Below are 24,206 nucleotides of genomic sequence, written 5' to 3' on the forward strand. Positions count from 1 at the left end.
CAGATGCCGTGTTACGGCGAAGTATCGGCCGGGTCTCAGGCGTCGGGGACGATGTTGACGAGCTTGGGGGCTCGCACGATCACCTTGCGCACTCCGGCGCCGCCGAGGGCCTTGACGGCGTTCGGCGATTCGAGAGCCAGCTTCTCGAGTTCTTCTGCGGTGATGTCCGGGGCCACCTCGAGCCGTGCGCGCACCTTGCCCTTGACCTGGACCACGCAGGTCACGGTCTCGGCGACGAGGTGGTTCGGGTCCGCCTCGGGGAAGGCCGCATAGGTGACCGTCGACTCGTGTCCGAGACGTGACCACAGCTCTTCGGCCAGGTGCGGTGCGAAGGGTGCGAGCATGATCGTCAGCGGTTCGAGGACGTCCCGGGTCGCACCGCCCTGTTTGGTGGCATGGTTGGTGAGCACGATGAGCTTGGAGATCGCGGTGTTGAACCGCAGATGGTCCATGTCCTCGCGCACACCTTCGATGACCTGGTGGAGGACCTTGAGCGATTCGGCGTCGGCCTCACCGTCTGCGACCACGGACTCGCCGGTGGTCTCGTCGACGAAGAGTCGCCACACGCGCTGCAGGAACCGCTGTGCGCCGACGACGGCGCGGGTGTCCCAGGGACGGTCCTGTTCCAGCGGGCCCATCGACATCTCATAGACGCGGAAGGTGTCGGCACCGAAGGCGTCGTACATCTCGTCGGGCATGACGGAGTTCTTCAGCGATTTGCCGATCTTTCCGTACTCCCGATTGACCTGTTCGCCGTTGTACCAGAACGTCAGCTCACCGTTCGATTCGGTTCTCTCCTCCACCTCGGCGGCGGGGACGTAGACGCCGCGGGAATCGGTGTAGGCATAGGCCTGGATGTATCCCTGGTTGACCAGACGGTGGAACGGCTCGGACGAGGAGATGTGCCCGAGGTCGAAGAGGATCTTGTGCCAGAAGCGGGCATAGAGCAGGTGGAGCACAGCGTGCTCCTGTCCGCCGACGTAGAGGTCGGCGCCGCCGCGCGGTTTCGAGGCCCGCGGTCCCAGCCAGTACTTCTCGTTGGCGGGGTCGACGAGGCGTTCGTCGTTGTGTGGGTCCGCGTAGCGCAGCTGGTACCACGAGGATCCGGCCCAGTTGGGCATCGTGTTCGTCTCACGCTGGTAGGTCTTCGGACCGTCGCCGAGGTCGAGTTCGATGCTCGTCCATTCCTGGTTCCTGCTCAGCGCCGGTTCGGGACGGCTGTCGGCATCGTCGGGCGCGTAGGTCCGCGGTGCGAAATCGTCGACTTCGGGCAGCTGGACGGGCAGCATCTCGTCGGGCAGAGCAATCGGGGTGCCGTTCTCGTCGTAGACGATCGGGAACGGTTCGCCCCAGTAGCGCTGGCGCGAGAACAGCCAGTCGCGCAGACGGTACTGGGTGGACTCGGTGGCCAGTCCTTTTCCGGCCAGCCATTCGGTGACCCGGGCCTTCGCCGCGTCGATCTCGAGGCCGTTGATGTCGATCTCGGCGTTGGCCGAGTTGATCATCACGCCGGTGCCGGTGAACGGCGCGTCCTCGTCGTGGTCGGCCGGAGGCTGCACAGTGCGGATATAGGGCAGTCCGAACGCCTTTGCGAAGTCCCAGTCACGGGCGTCTTCGGCCGGCACGGCCATGATCGCTCCGGTGCCGTATCCCATGAGCACATAGTCGGCGATGAAGATCGGAACCTCGGCCCCGGTGGCCGGGTTGAGCGCATAGGAGCCGGTGAAGATGCCGGTCTTCTCCCGGCTCTGCTGCCGGTCGGCGTCGGTCTTGGCCGCAGCGGCGCGCTGGTAGGCGGCGATCGCCTCGGCGGGGGTTGCCTCTCCCCCGCGCCAGGACTCGGGGGTGGACTCATCCCAGACCTCAGCGGTCAGGTCGGCGACCTGCGGGTGTTCAGGGCTGAGGACGAGGTACGTGGCGCCGAACAGGGTGTCCGGGCGGGTGGTGTAGACCTCGATGTCGGACGCATCGTCACCGGCGATGGGCAGGCGCAGCAGGGCGCCCTTCGACCGGCCGATCCAATTGACCTGCATGGCGTGGATCGCATGCGGCCAGTCCAGCACGTCGAGGTCGTCGATGAGGCGGTCGGCGTACGCCGTGATGCGCATGTTCCACTGGCGCAGACGGCGGGTGAATACCGGGTAGTTTCCACGCTCGGACAGACCCTCGGCGGTGACCTCTTCATTGGCCAGCACGGTGCCCAGCCCTGGGCACCAGTTGACCGGGGATTCGGAGACGTAGGCGAGGCGGTAGCCCTGCAGAACGTTCTCGCGCTCCGCCGAGCTCAGCTCCGACCAGGTGCGACCGTCGGGTGTAGGGCGGGCACCGGAGGCGAACTGCTCGATGAGCGTGTCGATCGGTCGAGCCGCGCCTTTGGCCTCACCATCGGGGGTGGTCGCCTCGTTGTCGTACCAGGAGTTGAAGATCTGCAGGAAGATCCACTGCGTCCATTTGACGAATTCGTCGTCGGTCGTGGCGAAGCGACGGCGCACATCGTGGGCCAGCCCCAGGCGACGCAGCTGCTCGGTCATGTTCGCGATATTGGCATCGGTGGTGATGCGCGGGTGCTGACCGGTCTGCACCGCGTAGAGATCGGCGGGCAGTCCGAAGGCGTCGTAGGACAGGGCGTGCATGACGTTGTGTCCGCGCATCCGCTGGTAGCGGCCGTAGACGTCGGTGCCGAGGTAGCCCAGCGGGTGGCCGACGTGCAGTCCCACACCGGAGGGGTACGGGAACATGTCCATGATGTACAGGGACTCGCGCTCGCTGAGGTCGGCCGGCGGACCGTAGGGCGACGAAGCATCCTGGGAGTCGAGCTCGCCGAGGTCTCCGGTGGGGTTCGGGGTGTGGAACGTGCCCGATTCCTCCCAGGTGCGCTGCCAAGACTTCTCGATCTTTTCGGCCAGCGCCGCATCATAGCGGAAACCGGTCTCCTCAGGGTTCGTCGTCATTACCTTCCTTCGCAGAACAGACGTGAGCGGGTTCTGACCATCGTACTCTGAACGCCCCCTGATTCGACTTGGTTAGACTGCTCACAGGTCAGCGGACGCCGGTTATCTCGGCAAACGTGATCGATTTCACTGAGACCCGGCCGAACTGTAAGATAACCGAGCAGTAACTTACGTCCTCGAAGGAGACTCATGAGCTCAACGACCATGCCGCAGTCGTCAACACCCGTCGTCGGTTTCGAGGTCGATACCGCCTCGTCGACCACCGATATCTTCCTCAGCACAGTCGCTGAGAACCCCAGCCGCCCTCTGGTCGCTAAGCCCGACGGGGACGGTTGGAACGAACTGACCGCGGCCGAATTCCTCGCAGAGGTCAAGGCGGCCGCGAAGGGGCTCATCGCCTTGGGCGTGGGAGTCGGTGACCGGATCGCGATCTTCGGCCCCACCTCCTACGAGTGGACGCTCAGCGACTATGCCATCTGGTACGCCGGCGGAATCTCCGTGCCGTTCTACGACACCTCTTCGGAGAGCCAGCTCAGTTGGATGCTCACCGACGCCGATGTCACTCGTGGGCTCGTCGCCACTGGCGACCATGCCGATCGGGTGCGGGCGGCGGCCAAGGCTGCCGGACGGGAAGAGCCAGCCCTGCGGGTCTGGAACGAAGGCGCTTTCGCCGATCTCACCGAAGCCGGCAAGGCCGTCACCGATGAGGAGCTCGAAGCCGCCCGTTCGCAGGTCGGCTCCGATTCCGTGGCGACGATCATCTACACCTCCGGCACCACCGGAAAGCCCAAGGGCTGTGTGCTCACCCACGCGAACTTCGTGCAGACCGCCCAGGCCGCGCGCCACCAGATCCCCAGCGTTCTCGACACGAAGATGCGCTGCCTGCTGTTCCTGCCGCAGGCTCACGTCTTCGCCCGGTTCATCGAGGTCCTGGCCATCAGCAACGGTGCTCTGTTGGCGCATCAGTCGGACCTGACGAAGCTCACCGATGCCATGGGCAGCTTCCGTCCCTCGTTCATCCTCGGTGTGCCCCGGGTCTTCGAGAAGGTCTTCAATTCCGCGCTGGCGACCGCTCAGGCAGGCGGCAAGGAGAAGATCTTCCGCCGTGCCGAGCAGGTCGCCGTCGCCTATTCGAAGGCACTCGACACCGGCAAGGTGCCCACCGGGCTGAAGCTCCAGCACGCCCTGTTCGACAAGCTCGTCTATTCGAAGCTGCGCGCGGTCATGGGCGACAACGTCACTCATGCGGTCTCCGGCGGCGGTGCGCTCGGCTCTCATCTCGGCCACTTCTTCCGCGGACTGGGCATCATCGTCCTCGAAGGCTACGGACTCACTGAGACCACGGCACCGATCACCGTCAATATTCCGGAGAAGTCGAAGATCGGAACCGTCGGCGTGCCGCTGCCGGGCGTCTCGGTGGCGATCGCTCCCGACGGTGAGATCCTGGCCAAGGGCGTGCCGGTCTTCCGCGAGTACTGGAACAACCCCGAGGCCACGGCCAAGGAGTTCCACGACGGGTGGTTCGGCACCGGTGACCTCGGCTCACTCGATGACGACGGCTACCTCACGATCAACGGCCGCAAGAAGGAGATCATCGTGACCTCCAGCGGCAAGAACGTCGCCCCGGCACCGCTCGAGGACGTGCTGCGTCGCCACCCGATCATCGGCCAGCCGGTGCTCGTCGGCGAGAACCGCAAATTCGTCTCGGCGCTGATCTTCCTCGATTCGGAGATGCTGCCGGGCTGGCTGAAGAACCACGATCTGCCGCAGATGAGTCTGCGCGAGGCCGCCGAGGACGATGCGGTCCAGGCCGAAGTGGCCAAGGCCGTCGAACAGATGAACAGGACCGTCTCGCGGGCCGAAGGAGTCAAGAAGTTCACAATCCTGCCGATCGAGCTCAGCGAGGAGAACGGCTACCTCTCTGCCAAGCAGTCGGTCAAGCGTCACCTCATCAATAAGGACTTCGCCGCCGAGATCGACGCGCTCTACGCCGGCTGACGCACAGCCGCTGCCGGCTGGGACACAGTCGCTGAACTCAGCCTGCGGGGTACGGCCCGGGCACGGACTCGAACGGTCCGTCCCGGGCCGCCGTCGTCCCGCCTCGATGGCGGTGGGCGGACTCCTCCCAATCGGGAGGGCACGGCAACGGTGACGTCGTCCCGCCTCGGCGTGGGCTTGCCTCAGCGTCGTAAGCTGAGGACAGAAGTCGAACTCATCGATCTCATTGGAGGCAGCGTCATGTCCGAGACCACCGATCACACTCCCAGCTACGTGACGGAAGGGGCGGCATTCAACCGGGATACGAACTACATCGACGATCGCATCCTCAACGATCCGAACGCTCAGTGGCCCGTCGAACCGGGCCGGTACCGCCTCGTCGCCGCCCGTGCCTGTCCGTGGGCGAACCGGACGATCATCGTCCGTCGCCTCCTCGGGCTCGAGGACGTCATCTCCCTCGGCATGCCCGGCCCCACCCACGATGCGCGGTCGTGGACCTTCGACCTCGACCCGGGCGGGGTGGATCCGGTGCTCGGCATCGAACGCCTGCAGCAGGCGTTCTTCGCCCGTTACCCGGACTATCCGCGCGGAATCACCGTGCCGGCCGTCGTCGACGTGCCCACCGGCGTCGTCGTCACCAACGACTTCCCGCAGATCACGGAGGACTTCTCCACCCAGTGGACCGAATACCACCGAGAGGGTGCCCCGAATCTCTGGCCCGAGGAATCGCGGGAGGAGATGGAGAAGGTGATGCGCCATATCTACACGGAGATCAACAACGGGGTCTACCGCTGCGGTTTCGCCGGCTCCCAGGACGCCTACGAGGCGGCTTTCGACCGCCTATTCAACGCGCTCGATATCGTCGAGGATCGGCTCAGCCGGTCACGGTTCCTCATGGGTGAGACCATCACCGAGGCGGATGTGCGACTGTTCACGACGCTCGTGCGCTTCGATCCCGTCTATTTCGGTCACTTCAAGTGCAACCGGCAGCCGCTCACGGCGTTCGAGAACCTGTGGGGCTACGCCCGTGACCTGTACCAGACACCGGGCTTCGGGGACACGGTCGACTTCGAGCAGATCAAACAGCACTACTACATCGTCCACCAGGATGTGAACCCGACGCAGATCGTGCCGAAGGGCCCCGATCTCTCGGGTTGGCTCAGCGATCACGGTCGCGACCGGAAGTTCGGCGGATCCCCCTTCGGCGAGGGGACCGCTCCCGGGCCGGTCAAGCCCGGCGAAGAGGTCACACCCGCGCATACGGCGACGGCTTGGGTGAGCTGAGCCGAGGAATCACCTCAGACCTCGAATTCTCCGGGCTCGATATGATCGCCTTCGGTCGTGTCGAGCCCGGCGGCTTTCTTCCGCCGCTGTTTGCGGACCTTGAACACGATCCACACGATGACGAAGACGACGACGGCGACGATGACGACGTTCTGGAAGTAGCCGGCGTAGGTCTCGACGACCGACCAGTTCTCACCGAGGGTGAAGCCTGCGACGATGAGGATCGTGTTCCAGATCGCGCTGCCGGCCGTGGTCAGCAGCAGGAACTTGGTCAGGCGCATGTCCCGCATTCCGGCGGGGATGGAGATGAGCGACCGGAAGATCGGGATCATCCGACCGAAGAACACGGCCTTGTCCCCGTGCTTGTCGAACCAGTCAACGGTCTTATGCACGTCGTCGACGTCGACCAACGGCATCTTCACCGCGATCCGGGCGATGCGTTCGATGCCGATCCACTTGCCCAGCGCCCACAGCAGAACCGCGCCGACGACCGAACCGATCGTGGCGAAGACGATCGCGGCCACAATGTTCATCTGGCCTTGACTGGAGGTGAATCCGGCCAGAGGCAGGACGAGCTCACTGGGGATGGGCGGGAAGATGTTGTCGAGGAAGACCATGAACCCGACACCGACCGGCCCCAAGGTCTCCATGATCGTCACGGTCCAGGCCGAGAACCCGCTGAGATTGTCAGCAGCGCTGCCGCCGGCGGCGAGGACATCGGCAGGAACTCCGCCGGCAGGCAGGCCGGCAAGGCTGTCGGTGGCAACGGGTGCGAAATCGGCAGTCGGAGCGAACGAATCAGTGATCGGCATGGTCAAAAGTCTAGATAAGGGCGCGGCCTGCCGCTCACAGTACGCTCACAGCGGCTAGTGTGGAAACGAACACCTCAGACCGGAATACGAACGCACCTTGCGGATACGCATCGAAGGAGCACACACGTGGCACCTGCCAAAGTACTGGCCTCGCGCAACACCGTCGCTGAGGTCGGCCACAATGCCGTCAACCGACCCGGACCCGCCCACCTCATGCGCGCAGTCCAGCGTTTCGGACAGCGTCTGGGCAATCAGTTCGGTGCCGCGATCACCTACTTCCTCGTTCTCGCGGTCATGCCCATCGCCATGGTCAGCCTCGCGAGCATCGGATTCGTCCTCGACGTCGCACGCCCCGAGCTCCTTCCCGAGGTCACGAAGCAGATCGAGACCTTCACAGCCGGCAACTCCTCGCTGACCGAGCAGCTCGAGAGCTTCCTCCTCGACTGGCAGGGAGTGGGAATCATCGGTATTCTCACCGGCCTCTACACAGGTCAGGGATTCATCGGCAACCTCGGTGCCGCGGTGAGAGCTCAGCTGCACGACGACTTCGACGATGCCGTGCCGGAGAAGTCCTTCGTCAGCAAGGTCATCAACAACGTGGTCACCCTCATCGGCCTCATCATCGGCCTCCTCCTGGCCGTGGCGCTCACCGTCGTCGGCACCGGTCTTCGCTCGATGATCGCCGACTTCCTCGGGCTCGGCGGATTCGCCGGCAGTCTGCTGTTCATCGTTCCGGTCATCCTCACCTTCGGCGCCGCCTGGCTGATCTTCTGGTTCCTGTTCACGATGCTGCCGGAGAAGCCGGTCGACAAGCAGGCGAAGAACCGCGGTTCGCTCATCGGCGCGACCGCGTTCCTCATCCTCATCAACTTCTCCACGGTGCTCGTCAATCTCTTCTCCGGGAACAAGGCCGCCGGTGTGTTCGGGTCGATCATCGCGATCATGCTCACCCTCAACGTCTTCGCCCGCATCATCCTGTTCATCGCCGCGTGGATCGGCACGGCGAAACCACCGCGGCCGCGCGAAGAGGAGCCGGAGTATCGGTTCGTCGAACCGAAGGTGCAGGCGCAGAGCCTCGGCGCGCTCATCACCGGTGCGGGAATCGTGGCGCTGACCCTGCTGGGCTTCAAACGGTTCGAGGAACGCCGGTCCGATCGCGAATAGGCGAGACGGTAGACTGTTGGCGCATCCGTTATAACTGACCGAGGGGACACGACCTTTGACTGACGCTACGACTGCTCGCCTGGACGATTGGGCGAAGAAGCAGACCGCCGCCGAAGAACTCATTCCGCTAGTCGGACGCCTGTACCGTGAGAACGACGTGCTGCTGACCCTGTTCGGGCGGTCGCTGCTGAACAAGTCGGTGACCGGCATGATCAAGGCGCACCGCTATGCTCGCCACTTCCTCGGCGAAGAGCTCGACATCCAGATCACCCACCGCATCGTCAAGGCGCTGTCCGGGCTCAACCTGGCTCCGGCTCGCATCGATCTGGGCCGTCTCATCGAGAAGCTCGATGATCCGAACGCGGACGTCGACGCCTTCCTCGCCGCCGAGCTCGCCGAGGTCGTCCAGTCGCAGTCCGGCAAGGGCGAGGTCCGCGACGTCGTCCTCTACGGCTTCGGTCGCATCGGTCGTCTGCTCGCCCGCATCCTCATCGATCGCGCCGGCGGAACCGGTATGCGTCTGCGTGCGATCGTCGTGCGCCGCAATGGGGAGAACGACATCGTCAAGCGCGCCTCCCTGCTGCGCCGTGACTCGGTGCACGGAGCCTTCGACGGCAGCATCGTCGTAGACGAAGAGAACAGCACCATCCAGGCCAACGGCACCCTCATCCAGGTCATCTACTCGAATGATCCCTCGGAGGTCGACTACACCGCCTACGGAATCGATGACGCCATCATCGTCGACAACACCGGAAAGTGGCGTGACGAAGAGGGCCTGTCCAAGCACCTCGCGTGTCCCGGTGCGTCGAAGGTCCTGCTCACGGCTCCCGGCAAGGGCGATGTGAAGAACATCGTCTTCGGAGTCAACGACGACGCGATCCTCGACACGGACACCATCGTCTCGGCAGCTTCGTGCACGACGAACGCGATCACCCCGGTGCTCAAGGCCATCAACGACAAGTTCGGCGTCCGCAACGGCCACGTCGAGACGGTCCACTCGTTCACCAACGACCAGAACCTCATCGACAACTTCCACAAGGGCTCCCGCCGCGGCCGTGCGGCCGGACTCAACATGGTCCTCACCGAGACCGGTGCCGCCAAGGCTGTCGCCAAGGCTCTGCCGGAGCTGGCCGGGAAGCTCTCTGGCAATGCGATCCGCGTACCCACCCCGAACGTGTCCATGGCGATCCTCAACCTCAACCTGGACAACGCCACCACCGTCGACGAGCTCAACACCTTCCTCCGCGAAGTGTCGATGCATTCGCCGCTGCGCAACCAGGTCGACTACGTCACCTCTCCCGAGCTCGTGTCCACCGACCTCGTCGGCTCCAAGCGGGCGGGTGTCGTCGACGGCCTGGCCACGATCGTCGATGAGGACCGCGTCGTCGTCTACGTCTGGTACGACAACGAATTCGGCTACTCCTGCCAGGTCGTGCGCTGCGTGGCCAAGATGGCCGACGTGGACGTCCCGGCATTTCCCTGATATCGCCGAGGCGGCCCACCGAAACGCTCGGATGAGCGCTCGGTGACCGGCTGAGACAGGCACCCGGAGTCACATGACTCCGGGTGCCTTCGTCATTCACCTCCGTCGCCATCCCGCACCCTCGGCCGCAAGCTCTGTACTTCGGGCCGCACCATCTCTCACCGGTACTGCCACGCCCTACACCTCCCGCCGAAACCTCTCGGGAATGACAAAAGCGCCCGCAGGAACGAGAGGTTCTGCCGGCAACGAGGTGTTCTGCCTAATTCGCGGCGTCGGACTCCATGGCCTCATGCAGCCAGATCGGGGTGAAGGTGGCGAATCGCTCCGCCAGATCATCATCGCTGTCGAGGATGACGGCGAGTCGGTCATCGGCATTCGCCAGCTCATTCGCCCAGATGGGACCCAGGCAGGCCAGCAGCAGGCAGGCGATGACGACGGCGCCGGCCAGGATCGGAGTCTCGGCCCACAGCAGCATGCCGAACAGGATTCCGACGATGGCGAAGCCTACCGCGACGGCGAGTCCGGCGTTCCGCGTCCGCGGCGCCTTGGCACGAGCCGGTCGCGACGCAGCGATCGAGTCGAGCACGTCCCTGTTGATCCGCGTCCAGGCGATGATCGCGCCCAGCGCGCAGACGATGCCGATCATGATGAGGCTGAACGCCGAGAACAGCAGCACCGCATCGATGTGATCTCCTTGGGCTTGGAGGGCGGCCCCGAGTCCGGCGACGAGCATGGCCAGGGCGAGCACCAGCATGCTGAGCAGACGGGCACGGCGCACGGCGATGAGTTCGGCGATCACCCTGGCCAGGAACACCCGCTCTGCCGCGGGGTCGTCGGCCTGGCTCACCGCACGTACCCGAGCTGCTTGTCCACGGTGTGCGGGAACTGCTCACCGGCCAGATACTGTTCGAACAGGGCGTGGAACTGCTCCGCCAGTCGCATTCTCCACCCGTCGGTATCACCGCTCATATGCGGGGTGATGATGACATTGTCCAGCGACCACAGAGGATGGTCGGCGGGCAGCGGCTCTTCGTCGAAGACGTCGAGTCCGGCCCCGCTGATCTGTCCCTCGCGCAGCGCGGTCACGAGTGCGTCAGTGTCGACTGTGTCTCCGCGTCCGACGTTGATGAACACGGCGGTGTCGTCCATGGCGGCGAACGCCTCGGCGCCGATGAGTCTCTCGGTCTTCTCCGTCAGCGGTGCGATGTCGATGACCCAGTCGAATCCGGCCACGTGCTCGGGCAGAGTGGCGGAGTCGATGACCTCACCGAAGTCGGCGTCGCCGCTGCGGGCGCGCGATCCGGCTCCGGTGACGTCGATGTCGACGGCCTTCAGCAGGCGTGCGATGCCTCGACCGATGGCTCCGGTGCCGACGATGAGTGCCTTGGTTCCGGCGATGTCGCGGGTCGACCGGCGGTTCCACCTGCCCTCCGCTTGGTCGTCGAGCGAGCCGATCGAGCTCTTCGCGTGCATGAGGATGTAGCTGAGGACGAATTCGGCGATCGGGCGGTCGAAGATTCCCCGGGCGTTCGTCACGGTCACCGGTGAATCGACCAACTCGTCGAAGAGGAGCGAGTCCACGCCCGCTGCCGCGGCATGGACCCACTCGAGTCTGTCGGCGCTGCCATAGGCGTCCTTGAGTGCGGTGGAGAAGAAATCCCACATCAGCAGCACATCGGTGCCGGGCAGCGCCTGGGCCAGGGTCGATGCTTCGGCGATGCGCAGTTCGATCCCGTCCCGCTCCCCCAGATCAGTGATCAGTGCGGGGACCTCGGTCCCGGGTGAGTTGAGTATGGTCAGTACCGTCATTCCTCGGCTCCTTGGACAGTGGGCTTTCTGCCACACTAACCGATGAAGTCTCTGCCGGGGTGGAAACCGGCGCGGACACGGCACCCGCATGCTCGGCTTCGACATCGAGGCTCTCGCGCTTCGCCGGTTCGTTCTTCAGTGTCTGCGCCAGCGGAGTGTTCGGCAGGAAGCAGAGGAAGACGAAACCGAGGACGGCCAGCGGAGCCACCCACAGGAACAGGGGCACGAGAGCGTCGTTGTAGGAGGTGATGATGAGTGAGTGCATCGGCTCCGGCAGCTTCGACACGATCTCCGGGGTCAGCCCCGTCGAGGAGATCTTGGGCATCTGCCCGTGTGGGGCCGCCTTCGCGATCTCTGTGATTCCGGACTTGATGTTGTCCATGAGCCGCTGGGTGAATACGGATCCGATGAAGGCCATTCCGAGTGTGGCGCCGACCTGACGGAAGTAGTTGTTCGACGCGGTCGCGGTGCCGACCATGGACACCGGGAAGGCGTTCTGGACGACGAGGACGAGTGTCTGCATGCTCAGGCCCAGACCGAGTCCGAGCAGCGCCAGGCAGCCGATGGTCTCCCAGGCCGAGCTCTCGGCCTTCAGCTGGGAGAGCAGGACGAGCGAGGCGGCCATGATGAGGATTCCGGTCAGCGGGTACTTCTTGTACTTGCCGGTGCGGGAGACGATGAACCCGACGAGCGTCGAGGACACGAGCATGGTGCCCATCATCGGCACCATCATCAGCCCGGCGACGGTGGCGTCGATTCCGTGGACCATCTGCAGGTAGGTCGGCGTATAGGAGAGCACACCGAACATGCCGATGCCGACGAAGAGGCCGGCGATCGTGCACAGCAGGAAGTCGCGGTTGGTGAACAGGTGCATCGGAATGACCGGTTCGCTGACCTTGAGTTCGACGAAGACGAAGGCGACTGCGGCGATGATTCCGGTGATGATGAGCCCGTTGATCTGCCAGGATCCCCATTCATAGTCATGTCCGCCCCAGGCGGAGGTGAGCACGATGCAGGAGGTGACGATCGAGATGAGCGCCATGCCGATGACATCGATCTTCGGGCGAGGGCCGGCACCCTTGGTGTGCTTGGGCACTTTGAGGAACACGGCGGCGGCGATGAGGGCGATGATGCCCAACGGGAAGTTGATGGCGAAGGCCCAGCGCCAGCCGGGTCCTTCGGTCAGCCAGCCGCCGATCAGCGGTCCGGCCACGGACGACACTGCGAAGGCGGAGCCCATGATGCCCATGTATTTGCCGCGTTCGCGGGCAGGGACGACGGAGGCGATGATCGACTGTGAGAGGATCATCATTCCGCCGCCGCCGATGCCCTGGAGCACTCGACCGAAGATCAGCGTCGACATCTCATTCGCGATGAGGGCGAAGACCGAGCCGAGCAGGAAGCAGCAGATGGCGAACATGAACAGCGGCTTACGTCCGAACAGGTCGCCGACCTTGCCGTAGACGGGCATCATGATCGTCGAAGCGAGCATGAATGCGGTGGAGACCCACAGCATCTGGTCGACGCCGTCGAGTTCGCCGACGATGGTCGGCAGCGCGGTCGCCAGCACCGTCTGGTTGAGCGAGAACATGAACATCGCGATCATCAGGCCCACGAAGAGCAGAATGATCGCCGAGGTGGCCATCGGCTCTGTCTGTGCGTCGGGTCCCGCGGGGGCGGAGTTCTTCGAGGTGGTTGCCGTCATCGTCTTCTCATCGGGTTCGTGGTTGCTTCTCATCACAGCTTTCGTCATGGCAGTCGGTCCAGGACCTTGCGGAACAGGTTCAGGGAGTCTTCGAAGATCGCTTGGGTGCCGCCTTTGTCCTCGACCGCCTCAGGATCGGCCTTGATCACCTGTCCCGCATGGTTGAGCGGGACCCGGCAGAGTTGGGTGAGCATGCGCGCGCTGCGCCAGGCGGAGTCCTCCGAGGAGAACTCCTGGCCGAGGTGTCGCAGTCGGGCGAGCACGTGACCGGTGACGATCTCTTCGAGTTCCTCTGCCCGGTCGAAGCTCTTGCTCACGAGTTCCGGATACAGCGCGAAGAGGCGGCGGCGCCGCGCCGGAAGTTTCGGATCGACGGAGCCGACGAGGAGCGCTTCGCGGACGAAGCGCGCCGTGTCCTCGGCCAGCGTGTCGAGCCCGGCAGGGCTGTGGACATAGTCGAAGGCGAGGCCCTCATCGACGCCGACATCGGCTCCGAGGCCGACGATCGCGTCCTCCTTCGTCTCGAAGTAGTTGAAGAAGGTGCGTGTGGACACTCCTGCGTCGGCGGCGATCGTCGCCACGGTGGCGCAGGCCAAGCCGTCTTCGAGCACGCGAGTGATCGCCGCTTCATGGAGGGCGTTGCGAGTCAGGCGCGCCTTTTTAGAGCGCAGGGATTCTTCAGCGGGCATAGGTACATTTTGCACCACATGCAAACTTTCACCAACTGCAAATCTGCAATTGTGCACTATTTCACTGTGCGCAGTCTTTCACATGAGCATCTTCAGCCGTGCCCGGTGCTGCTCGAGGGTCTGCAGCTGACCGAGCAGTGCTGCCTGACCTGCTCCGTCGGCGGTGTCCTGGCGCTGCAGGCGGGAGTGGAGTTCCTTGGCGATGCGTTCGAGGTCGTAGTCGAAGAGGCGGGCGACGATCCCGCGGGCGAACCGATCGATCCCGTCTCCCTCGATGACAGGCAGCGGGGTCACGAGCAGCTGGGCCACATAGGGCTTGAGGTCCTCGGCTGCGGCGTCGAGCACGCGTTCGGCCCATTTCGACTGAGCCGTGCCGGCTGCACCCAGTCCCCCGGCCTGTTTGATGGCGTCCTGGATCCGCCGGTAGCCGGGGTGCTCGAAGGCCTTCGCGGACAGCGAGTCGAAGAGCTTCGCATTGACCACCTCCGGATGTTGGAGGGCGACCATGAGAGCCCCCTTCTCCGTCTTCAGCCGGGCGGGGCTGATCGGGGCCGAGAGGTTCGAGACGTCGGGGCGTTCGTCGTAGACGTATTCGATGCTGCGTTCATCGGAGACCTCCCCCGCCGAGGCGGGACCGGGCCCGCGTGCGCCTCCGGACGGGGCGATTCCCGGCTCGGTTCCGGGACCGGTCCCCTGTCCCGAACCTGACACGTGCCCGGGTCCGGATGTGGCCGGCGACGAGGGTGCGGGTGCGCTCGGTGCCGGCGGTGGGCCGTCGCGGTAGGACGACTGGCGGGCGGGCGCCTCGGCGGGCTGGCGGTTCTGCTTCGGTTGGCGGGCGGCGGTGCGGACCGCGGCCTCCACCTCGTCGATATCGACGCCGATGCGACCGGCGACGAACCGGTAGTAGTGGGAGAGGCTGTTGCGGTCGCGGATGTCGGTGAGCACCTCGGCGGCGGCGCGGACCGCGGAGATCCGTCCTTCGACGGTGTCGAGGTCGAAGCGGGAGATCGCGGTGGTGATGACGAACTCGAAGAGCGGCTTGCAACCGTCGATGAGTTCGCGCAGGGCCGCGTCGCCCTTCTGCATGCGCAGGTCACAGGGATCGAGGCCATCGGGTTCGACGGCGACGAAGGTTTGGGCGGTGAACAGGTTCTCGAATTCGAAGGCTTTGAGCGCAGCCTTCTGACCGGCGGCGTCGCCGTCGAAGGTGAAGATCACCTGTCCGGTCGGGTCGTCGCCGAGGAGGCGGCGGATGATCTTCACGTGTTCGGCGCCGAAGGCCGTGCCGCAGGTGGCCACGGCCTGGTCGACTCCGGCGAGGTGGGCGGCCATGACGTCGGTGTAGCCCTCGACGACGACGACGCGTTTGGTCTTCGCGATGGACTTCTTCGCCAGGTCGAGTCCGTAGAGAACCTGATTCTTGTGATAGAGAGCGGTCTCGGGAGTGTTGAGGTACTTCGGTCCCTTGTCATCGTCATAGAGTCGGCGGGCGCCGAAGCCGATGGTCCGGGCGGTCATGTCCTTGATCGGCCAGATCACCCGACCACGGAATCGGTCGTAGATTCCCCGACCGCCCTCGCTGGCCAGGCCGCCGGCGAGGATCTCCTCATCGGTGAAGCCGGCCTTGCGCAGATGGCTCGTCAGGGCATCCCAGGATTTCGGGGCGAACCCGATGCCGAATTCCCGGCTCGACTCGGCGGGAAAACCGCGGCCGGACAGGAACTCCCGGCCGATCTGCCCGGCCTCGGACTCGAGGGCCTGGGCGAAGAAGCGCCCCGCGACCTCGTGCATCTCCAGCAGCCGCTGCCTGCGGCTGGCCTGTTCCCGGTCCGGGCCCTTCCCGTCCTCGTAGCGCAGGTGCATTCCGGCCTTGCCGGCCAGCGTCTCGACGGCTTCGACGAAGCTGAGCTGTTCGACCTTCTGCAGGAAGGTGAACACGTCTCCGGACTCACCGCAGCCGAAGCAGTGGTACATCCCGACCTGCGGACGCACCGTGAACGACGGAGTCTTCTCGTCGTGGAACGGGCACAGTCCTTTGAGGGATCCGATGCCCGCGGTCTTGAGGGTGACGAATTCCCCGATCACCTCGTCGATGCGGGTGCGGCTGCGCAGTTCGTCGATGTCCTCGCGTTTGATGAGTCCGGCCATGGTCTAGAGCCGATCCTCCGCTCCGGCGTTGAGGTGGTGGTACAGGGCCCAGGCGGAATGGTCGGTCAGGGAGGCGATCTGGTCGACGATGACGCGCAGTCGTGCGGAGTCGTCGGCGGCCTCGGCGTGGTCGGCGCGGAACATCGGATCGAGCTTGTCCGGTGACTGCGAGTACCATTCGGCGAGTTCGTTGATGACCGCCGCCTGGATGTCATGCAGCCGCAGTCGATCCTCGGCGACCATGACCGTCAGCGTGGCCATGCCTTTGAGCACGGCGATCTCCACGGTGGTCGCCTCGGGGACGACGAGCGAGGCCGAGTATCGGGCGAGGGGCTCCCAGCCGAATTCCTCACGGGTCGCGGATTCCGCGGCACCGACGAAGCGCCCGATGAGCTGACTGGTCATGTGTTTGAGGCCGGCCTGAGTACGTCGGGATCCGTCGAAGGCCTCCTTGGGCCAGTAGGCGGCGGCCTGCAGTCGGCCGAGTGCCTTGTCCATCTCCGCATCTGTGGTTTCCGGCAGGTACCACTGACGGGTGATGTCGAAGAGTTCGGCCCGCCGCTCATCGGCGGCGAAGTCGGCAAGGTCCAGATGGCCTGCGACGATGGCGTCCTCGACATCGTGGACGGAATAGGAGATGTCGTCGGCCAAGTCCATGACCTGGGCTTCGATGCATTTCTGGCCGTTGTCGATGCCGTCGCGGTAGAAGTCGAAGACAGCCCGGTCGTCATCGTAGACACCGAATTTGCGCACCCCTGAGTCACGGCGACCGGCCGTGGCTTCGGCTCGGGGCCATGGGTACTTCGTCAGTGCATCGAGGCTCGCGCGGGAGAGGTTGAGGCCGGCCGGGCGACCGTCATCGGCGATGACCTTCGGTTCGATCCGGGTGACCAGACGCAGGGTCTGGGCATTGCCCTCGAAGCCGCCGATGTCTGCGCACAGGGCATCGAGGATCGTCTCACCATGGTGGCCGAAGGGAGGGTGTCCGAGATCGTGGGACAGGCAGGCGGTGTCGACGATATCGGGATCGCAGCCGAGGTAGCGGGCGAGTTCGCGGCCGACCTGGGCGACCTCGAGGGAGTGGGTGAGACGGGTGCGGACGAAATCGTCCGTGCCCGGGGACACGACCTGGGTCTTCGCGCCGAGGCGGCGCAGACCCGAGGAGTGGAGGACGCGGGCACGGTCGCGCTGGAAAGCCGAGCGCCGCGGATTCTTCGCCGGTTCGCTCACCCACCGCTCCTCGTCCCACGGCGAGTAGACCGCCACGGTCCCCGTCCCCACCGAGATGTGCGGGTGAGTGTCGAAGGGCATTCTCATCCTCCTGAGATGTCGAGTTCGGCCTCCGACAGCAGCGACTTCCCGCTGGGATCGAAGATGCGGGAGTTCAACCACCCCTCGGGCAGGTGCGGCTTCTTCGGCCGGGTGGTGCGGCCGCGGGACCCTTCGGCGGCTTCTCCCGGGTAGGGCGCTGACTTGTCGAGCTGGTCGAGCAGTCCGGCGAGTTCCTCGAGAGAGGAGACCATGGCCAGCTGACTGCGCAGCTCTCCCCCGACGGGGTAGCCCTTGAAGTACCAGGCGATGTGTTTGCGCAGGTCACGGACGCCGAGGAATTCGTCCTCGAAGTGATCGACGAGGTATTCGCCGTGTTTGTACACGGCACGAGCCACCTCGGCGAGTCCGGGACGGTGGCGTTCGTCGCTGCCGTTCAGCGCGTTCGCGAGGTCGCCGAACAGCCACGGCCGGCCCTGACAGCCGCGCCCGATGACGACGCCGTCGCAGCCGGTCTTGGCCATCATGTCCAGGGCATCCTCGGCGGCGAAGATATCACCGTTGCCGAGCACCGGAACGGTGTCGCCGAGGTGGTCCTTGAGCCGGGCGATCGCGTCCCAGTCCGCGGTCCCCGAGTAGAGATCGGCCGCGGTGCGGCCGTGCAGTGCGACGGCGGCGACGCCGGCGTTGCGCGCGGTCTCGGCGGCGTCGAGGAAGGTCGTGTGGTCAGCGTCGATGCCTTTGCGCATCTTCACGGTCACGGGCACGTCCCGGCGGCCCGCCTCGGTGACGGCCGTGGTGACGATGGATTTGAACAGGTCCTGCTTCCACGGCAGCGCGGAGCCACCGCCCTTGCGGGTGACCTTGGGGACGGGGCAGCCGAAGTTGAGGTCGATGTGATCGGCGCGGTCCTCTTCGACGAGCATCCGCACGGCCTGGCCCATGGTCACCGGATCGACTCCGTAGAGCTGGACGGAGCGTGGGGTCTCATAGGGCTCGTGGTGGATGATGCGCATCGTCTTCGGATTGCGCTCGACCAGGGCCCGGGTGGTGACCATTTCGGTCACGTACAGGCCGGCGCCGTATTCGCGGCACAGACGGCGGAAGGCGGTGTTCGTGATTCCGGCCATGGGCGCGAGCACGACGGGCGAGGACAGCTCGATGGGCCCGATGCGCAGGGCAGTTTCGGGCTTCGGGGATGCGGCTTCTGGGGCAGGGCTGATGACACTCACGCAACCATTATCCCAGTCAAGTCAAAATCGCACATTCGTCTGCCTCTCCTGCCTGCTTCGCCGCCTCGGCTCGTCCTTTTCGCCTCAACTCAATCAACGGCTTCCGTGCGCAGAAATTCCCGCACATCCCATTCGGTGTCGACGGAGAGTTCGGCGGCGAGCCGGTCGTCGTGGGTGACGATCACCATGGCACCGCCGAATCCTTCGAGAGCGGTCACCAGCGCCTCGAGGGATGACAGGTCGAGATTATTGCCCGGTTCGTCGAGGATGAGCAGCTGCGGAGCCGGGTCCTGGAGGAGGCCTGAGGCCAGGGCGACACGGAAGCGCTCCCCTCCGGACAGGGTCTGACAGATCTGGTCGGTGCGTCCGGCGCGCAGTCCCATGGCCGCGAGCACCTCGTGGACGCGGTGCGGGTCGAGCTGCGGATTGCCCGCGCGCACTGCCTCCATCACCGTGAGCTCCCCCGGCAGTCGGTACTGCTGGTCGAGGTGAGCCGTCGGCGCGGAGACGGTGATGGCGAGGTCGCCGAAGAGTTCAGCGACCGGCGGACCGGTTTCGGCTCCCGCGTGTCCCTCGACAGTGTCGCCCGTGTCCCCGCCCGGTCCGCCCTGGCCGTTGGCAGCCGCCAGGATCGCTGCCAGCAGGGTCGACTTGCCCGCCCCGTTCGGTCCGGTCAGCCGGATCCGCTCGGGACCGACGATCGTCTGGGGTCGTTCGGACCTCGCCGAGGCGGCCGTGGAGATCTCGAGGAGCCGTTTGCTCGCGTGGACCTGGGTGTCCGGCAGGTCGAGGCGGACGCTCGAGGACCGGCGCAGCGCATCCTTGGCGTTGGTGAGCTCGTCCCAGGCAGCCGCTTCGTCGGCGGCTTTGTCGCCGCGGCGTTTGGCCGCGGACTTCTCGGCGAAGTTCGTCAGCCCGTTCATCACGATCTTCGGTCGACGTTTGTTCTCTTTGTCCTTCTTGGCTTTCCGGTCGGCTCGAGCGAGTTTCGTCTCCAGTTCGATCCGTTGGCGCTTCTCGACCTGGTGGGACTTCTTCGCATCCGTGACCTTCTGCTGCTTCGCCTCCTCCTCCGCGGCGACCATGGCTTCGTAGTCGTCGAAGTTCCCTCCGTAGACCCGCAGCCGGTCGGTCATCTCGATGATCGAGGTCATATGCGACAGCAGCGTGCGGTCGTGGGAGATGACCAGGGTCGGTCCGCGTCGGTCGGTGAGCAGCGTCGTCAGCAGAGTCCGTCCGTCCTCGTCGAGGTTGTTGCTCGGCTCGTCGAGGATCAGCCAGGTGTCACCGACCAGTGCCGCTCGGGCCAGTCCGATGCGTGTGGCCTGTCCACCGGAGAATCTGCTCAGACTCCGATCGAGATCGCTGACACTCAGCTGCAGACCGAGTTCGGACAGCGCCGCCAGGGCTCGCTCTTCGATATCCCAATCGTCGCCGATGAGGTCGAAGTCGGCCCCCGTCGCCTCTCCGGCCAGGGCGCGGCCCAGCGCTTGTCGGACGGGGGCGATGTCCAGTGCGGCATCGACCCGCTGCGTCGAATGCGGCAGCAGCTGGTCGATGTAGACGGCGCCATCGGCACCTGTGACGGTTCCTGACGAGGCACTCAGCCGACCGGCGAGGATGCGGGCGAAGGTGGATTTGCCGATTCCGTTGTCGCCGACAAGTCCGACGAGGTCGGCAGGGACAGTGGCGGTGAGTCGGGAGAAGATCTCGGTATCGTCGCCGAGGCGGTAGTCCAGTTCGGACACAGTGATTGCTGCAGGCATGAGGGTCCTCATTTCGTGTACGCAGAAGCGCTGCGGGCCCGTGGCACCCGCAAGTCACGGTATGAGGATTCACTTCACAGCAGAGACGTCCTTGAACGGAAATGGAACATAACAATGATCGCCGAGGCGGCTCACCCGGTCAAGACCACCCCTTATTGCTACCTGACGGCGGCCCCACAACCTCGCGCGAGGTTGCGGGGCCGCCGTCAGGTAGCAATAAGGGGTTCGGCAGGTTCAGACGATGATGAGCATGAGTTCGGCAGGCTCGTCGTGAGGGTTGGCCAATTGGTGCGGAACGTCACCGGGAGCCTGGGCGCAGTCACCGGCGTGCAGGGTCGTGCGGCGGTCGATGGTGACGACCTCGATGCTGCCTTTGAGGACGAAGAAGCTCTCACGCGATCCGCTGCGGTGGGCGGCGAAGGCCGAGGTCTCGCTGCGCGGGTCGAGGCGGTAGTGCACGACATCCATGTTCTCGATCGCCGAAGGCAGATCCCGCCGCCAGACCCCCTTCCCGAAGGTCGAGGTCGTGGGGATCGCCTCGCTGCGGGTGATCGTGACTTCCGGGGCGGCCAACAGTTCACCGACATCGACGCCGAGGGCGCGGGAGAGACCCATGGCGTTCGATACCGATGTGTCCTGCTCGCCGCGTTCGATCTTCGACAGAGCGGCGCGGGACAGTCCCGCCCTCACCGCGAGCTCATTGAGGGTGAGGTTGTTGTACTTGCGCCGGGCTCTGATGCGGGCGCCGAAGACACGTGCGCCGAGATCCTCTTCTTTCGCCATTGGAGCATCATATTCTATTCTTGGATCATAGAATCACATCTCACAAAGGAAACTTCACCCTATGGCGGCAGTGCTGGCTCTCACACCGATCCTCATTGCCATCGTCCTGCTCCTGCTCAAACAGAGCTCCTGGGTCGCCGCTCTCGCCGGCGCCGTGCTCGCGGCCGGTCTCGTCGCCTTCGTCTTCCCCACCCCCGCCTCGGTGTTGGTGGAATCGGGGATCGACTACTTTCCGCTCATCCTCGAGGTCGCGCTCATCCTGCTCTTCGGCATGCTGCTCGCCCGGCTGCTCGAGTCCGCGGGGTCGATGTCGCAGATCTCGTCCTGGGTCGAGTCGCTGTCACCGGGGCGCCCGCTCGGGGTCGCGCTCGTCGTGTTCGGCATCGTGCCCTTCGCAGAATCGGTCACCGGCTTCGGCATCGGCGTCACCGTCGGGGTGCCGATCCTGCATCATCTCGGCTGCACCCTGCGGCAGTCCGCGATCCTCGGCCTCCTCGGTCTCATCGCGGTGCCGTGGGGTGCCCTAGGACCGGGCACCACCGTCGCAGCGGCGCTGGCCGGACTGGACGTCGACGAGCTCGGTCTGGCCACAGCGTGGATCAACGCGATTCCGGTCATCATCGTCGCGATCGCCGTGGTCGCGATCATGCGACCGTCCGCCGCCTCGGCGCTGGGGATCATCGGTTCCGGCGCACTCATGTGGGCGGGGATCCTCGCCTCCAGCTCTGTCATCGGCATGGCCCCGTCGGGGATCATCGGCTCTCTGATCGTCATCCTCCTCGTCGGTATGCTGTTCATGATCCGAAAGAGAGCCACGGGGCTCACGCGTCGCCTCGGCGTGGCGGTTCTGCCCTACGGGGTGCTCACGGTGGGCCTGCTGTTGGCACGGGCCCTGCATGCCGCGCTGCCGTCGACCTTCACGCAGATCATCGCCTCTCCCCCGTTCTGGCTGGCCGCCGCCTGTCTCATCGCTGCCATCACCGTCGCCGGCAGACGCGATGTCACGGTTGCGGCCGTGCGTTCCTGGGTTCCCATCGGCGTCGGCACCGCCGCATTCATGCTCATGGGTTGGATCATGACGACGACGGGGATGAGCGAGGCGATCGGTTCCCTGCTGCCGGCCGGGCTCATTCTGCTGACTCCCTGGCTGAATTCCATCGGAGCGGTGCTCACCGGGTCGAACACTGGAGCGAACTCGATGTTCACCGGCACTCTGACCGCGGCCGCCACATCATCGCATGTTTCGGCCCTGCCGGTCGTCGCGGCCGGAAACGCGGCAGGATCGCTGGCCGCTCTCGCCGCTCCCCCACGGGTGGCGATGGCTGTGCAGATCGCCGATTCATCGGTGGCCGCCTCGGCGAAGGACATCTCCTGGGTGCAGGGCCGAGCACTCGCGGTGGCGGGGATCAACGCCCTTGCCCTCGGCCTGTGGATCCAGTTCTTCGCCTGATCGTCGCCGGCGAGTTCGGCTCGGGGATGTGGACGGAGACTGCCGAGGCGGGCGGGCTGTGCCCGAGGGCGGCCGCGGAACCCCTCAGACGCGGATGATCTCACGCGGGAAATGGGTGAACGGTTCGCAGCCGGTGTCGGTGATGAGCACCGGTTCCGAGAGCTCGATTCCGTAGCCGTTCATCCACATTCCGCCGATGAGGTGGAAGGTCATTCCCGCCTCGAGGATCTGGTCGTCCTCGGTGCGGATCGAGATCGTCCGCTCGCCCCAGTCGGGAGGGTAGCCGATCCCGATCGAGTACCCCAGGCGACTGGGTTTCTCCAGTCCCGACAGGGCGAGCACGCGATTCCAGGTGCGGGCGAGTTCCGCAGTGGGCACCTCGGGTGCGGCGACGTCGAGGACCGCGGACAGCGCCTCGGCGACAACGCCCTCGAGACGGACGAGCTCCTGCTTCGGTCGCCCGGTCACCGCGGTGCGGGCCAGCGGAACATGGTAGCGGCGGTGGACTCCGGCGAGTTCGATGCTCACCGATTCGTCGCGTTCGAACTTCCGATCGGTCCAGCTCAGGTGCGGGGTGTCCGCGCTTTCTCCGGTGGGCATGAGCGGGACGATCGAGGGATAGTCACCCCAGACTCCGTCGCCTCCTCGGGTCTGGGCTTCGGAGATCGCGGCCGCCACTTCGTTCTGGCCGACGCCGACGCCGATCGTGCCCAGTGCCGCGTCCATGGCGGCGGTGGTCACCTTTGCGGCCTTGCGCATGAGCGCGATCTCCGCCGGAGACTTGACCGCGCGGATCCAGTTGACGAGCTCGAAGGAGTCGACGAGGCGCCATTCGGGCACGCCGTTGACCAGGGCCCGGAAGGCTCGCGGGGAGAAGAAATGCGAATCCATCTCCACCCCGACCGGAGAAGTCGAGGCACGGGCGACCTCCCACCGCTGGCGCAAGGCGAAGGCGACCCAGTCGAAGGGGTGGATATGCGGACGCTGCACATAGCGTTCGGGATAGCCGACGATGTCCTCGGGCGGCAGCCAGGAGGTATGCGAGGCTCCCCGTGCGTCCATATCGCGCATGAACAGCGTCATCGGTCCCGACGACGGCACGAAGAGCAGCTGCGGGGTGTAGAACGACCACGCGTTGTAGCCGGTGAGATAGTAGATGTTCGCCGGGTCGGTGACGATGAGCGCGGCCAAGCCCTGGTCGACCATCCGGTTGCGCACCGAAGCGATCCGCCCGAGGTACTCCTCGGCGCTGAACGACAGTTCGTTCGCGCCGATCGTATCGACCTCGCCGGGAACCGGCTGCGGGCGCGCCTTGACCTCTTTGCCGGCCTGCCCCTGCTCGGCTCCGGGACGCATCCCGTGCACATCCGGGCGATTGTCATCGCCGCCGTAGAACAGCTCACCCTCATTCATGATCCCAGTGTGGTGATCTCGCTCACATACTGTCAATCACTGTCGATGCGCGTGTTGTCGACGGTCTGCCGATCCGCGCACCCGCGGGGATCGGCGGGCTTTCGCAACGGCGGTTCGCAGTCCTTCACAACAGGGATCCGGGCAACCGCCGACGCCGGGCCAGGCAACCCTCGAACCGCCACTTCGGGTGGTCGGCGAACGGCGGTTCCGGGCGGTCGGCGAACGGCGGATCCGGGCGTCGCGGCAA

At 65.3% G+C, this 24,206-nt stretch carries 17 protein-coding genes; 5 read left to right on the top strand and 12 right to left on the bottom strand.

Annotated features, from left to right (window positions below; genetic code table 11):
- Window positions 1-35: 35 nt before the first annotated feature.
- Window positions 36-2,951, bottom strand: coding sequence for a leucine--tRNA ligase (gene leuS, locus KTJ89_RS04125; RefSeq protein ID WP_259356832.1), 2,916 nt, complete (start codon window positions 2,949-2,951; stop codon window positions 36-38).
- Window positions 2,952-3,140: 189 nt separating this feature from the next.
- Here leuS and KTJ89_RS04130 point away from each other — a divergent pair, with 189 nt between their 5' ends.
- Entirely contained in the window at window positions 3,141-4,949 is a 1,809-nt protein-coding gene (locus KTJ89_RS04130; protein WP_139467384.1) for an AMP-dependent synthetase/ligase, read from the top strand.
- 240 nt (window positions 4,950-5,189) lie between these two features.
- Window positions 5,190-6,233: a glutathione S-transferase C-terminal domain-containing protein gene (locus KTJ89_RS04135; protein WP_259356833.1), complete on the top strand. Its 1,044-nt coding sequence runs from the start codon at window positions 5,190-5,192 to the stop codon at window positions 6,231-6,233.
- A gap of 14 nt (window positions 6,234-6,247) precedes the next feature.
- On the opposite strand, the gene KTJ89_RS04140 is transcribed toward KTJ89_RS04135, so the two are convergent.
- Entirely contained in the window at window positions 6,248-7,045 is a 798-nt protein-coding gene (locus KTJ89_RS04140; protein ID WP_310650271.1) for a DedA family protein, read from the bottom strand.
- A gap of 126 nt (window positions 7,046-7,171) precedes the next feature.
- Here KTJ89_RS04140 and KTJ89_RS04145 point away from each other — a divergent pair, with 126 nt between their 5' ends.
- Window positions 7,172-8,209, top strand: a complete 1,038-nt coding sequence (locus KTJ89_RS04145) for a YhjD/YihY/BrkB family envelope integrity protein (RefSeq protein WP_139908153.1) — start codon at window positions 7,172-7,174, stop codon at window positions 8,207-8,209.
- Between the two features lie 55 nt (window positions 8,210-8,264).
- Window positions 8,265-9,692 (top strand): glyceraldehyde-3-phosphate dehydrogenase, encoded by a 1,428-nt coding sequence (locus KTJ89_RS04150; protein ID WP_139467387.1) that lies wholly within the window; start codon window positions 8,265-8,267, stop codon window positions 9,690-9,692.
- Window positions 9,693-9,951: 259 nt separating this feature from the next.
- Here KTJ89_RS04150 and KTJ89_RS04155 read toward each other — a convergent pair whose 3' ends face one another.
- From KTJ89_RS04155 to KTJ89_RS04195, 9 genes are all read right to left on the bottom strand, one after another.
- Window positions 9,952-10,539, bottom strand: a complete 588-nt coding sequence (locus KTJ89_RS04155; RefSeq protein ID WP_139908155.1) for a hypothetical protein — start codon at window positions 10,537-10,539, stop codon at window positions 9,952-9,954.
- Window positions 10,536-11,501, bottom strand: coding sequence for a D-2-hydroxyacid dehydrogenase (locus KTJ89_RS04160; protein WP_259356834.1), 966 nt, complete (start codon window positions 11,499-11,501; stop codon window positions 10,536-10,538). The genes KTJ89_RS04155 and KTJ89_RS04160 overlap by 4 nt, the downstream gene beginning before the upstream one ends.
- Entirely contained in the window at window positions 11,443-13,239 is a 1,797-nt protein-coding gene (locus KTJ89_RS04165; RefSeq protein ID WP_259356835.1) for an MDR family MFS transporter, read from the bottom strand. The genes KTJ89_RS04160 and KTJ89_RS04165 overlap by 59 nt, the downstream gene beginning before the upstream one ends.
- An 11-nt stretch (window positions 13,240-13,250) precedes the next feature.
- On the bottom strand, window positions 13,251-13,895 hold the full coding sequence (locus KTJ89_RS04170) for a TetR/AcrR family transcriptional regulator (protein WP_259356836.1): 645 nt from the start codon (window positions 13,893-13,895) through the stop codon (window positions 13,251-13,253).
- A gap of 78 nt (window positions 13,896-13,973) precedes the next feature.
- On the bottom strand, window positions 13,974-16,046 hold the full coding sequence (gene dnaG, locus KTJ89_RS04175) for a DNA primase (protein WP_259356837.1): 2,073 nt from the start codon (window positions 16,044-16,046) through the stop codon (window positions 13,974-13,976).
- Between the two features lie 3 nt (window positions 16,047-16,049).
- Window positions 16,050-17,357, bottom strand: a complete 1,308-nt coding sequence (locus KTJ89_RS04180) for a deoxyguanosinetriphosphate triphosphohydrolase (protein WP_259356838.1) — start codon at window positions 17,355-17,357, stop codon at window positions 16,050-16,052.
- A 2-nt stretch (window positions 17,358-17,359) separates the two neighbouring features.
- Entirely contained in the window at window positions 17,360-18,547 is a 1,188-nt protein-coding gene (gene dusB, locus KTJ89_RS04185) for a tRNA dihydrouridine synthase DusB (protein ID WP_259356839.1), read from the bottom strand.
- 89 nt (window positions 18,548-18,636) lie between these two features.
- A complete protein-coding gene (locus tag KTJ89_RS04190; RefSeq protein ID WP_259356840.1) occupies window positions 18,637-20,313 on the bottom strand; it encodes an ATP-binding cassette domain-containing protein in 1,677 nt (558 codons plus the stop codon).
- Between the two features lie 234 nt (window positions 20,314-20,547).
- A complete protein-coding gene (locus KTJ89_RS04195) occupies window positions 20,548-21,096 on the bottom strand; it encodes a helix-turn-helix domain-containing protein (protein ID WP_139469824.1) in 549 nt (182 codons plus the stop codon).
- A 61-nt stretch (window positions 21,097-21,157) separates the two neighbouring features.
- On the opposite strand from KTJ89_RS04195, the gene KTJ89_RS04200 reads away from it, so the two are divergent.
- Entirely contained in the window at window positions 21,158-22,546 is a 1,389-nt protein-coding gene (locus tag KTJ89_RS04200) for an L-lactate permease (protein WP_259356841.1), read from the top strand.
- A gap of 84 nt (window positions 22,547-22,630) precedes the next feature.
- Here the strand turns inward: KTJ89_RS04200 and KTJ89_RS04205 are convergent, their stop codons facing one another.
- Window positions 22,631-23,959 (bottom strand): M24 family metallopeptidase, encoded by a 1,329-nt coding sequence (locus KTJ89_RS04205; protein WP_259356842.1) that lies wholly within the window; start codon window positions 23,957-23,959, stop codon window positions 22,631-22,633.
- Between the last annotated feature and the right edge of the window lie 247 nt (window positions 23,960-24,206).

Origin of the sequence: Brevibacterium sediminis (assembly GCF_024895295.1) — a bacterium.
In the GTDB taxonomy this organism is placed as follows: Bacteria; Actinomycetota; Actinomycetes; order Actinomycetales; family Brevibacteriaceae; genus Brevibacterium; species Brevibacterium sediminis.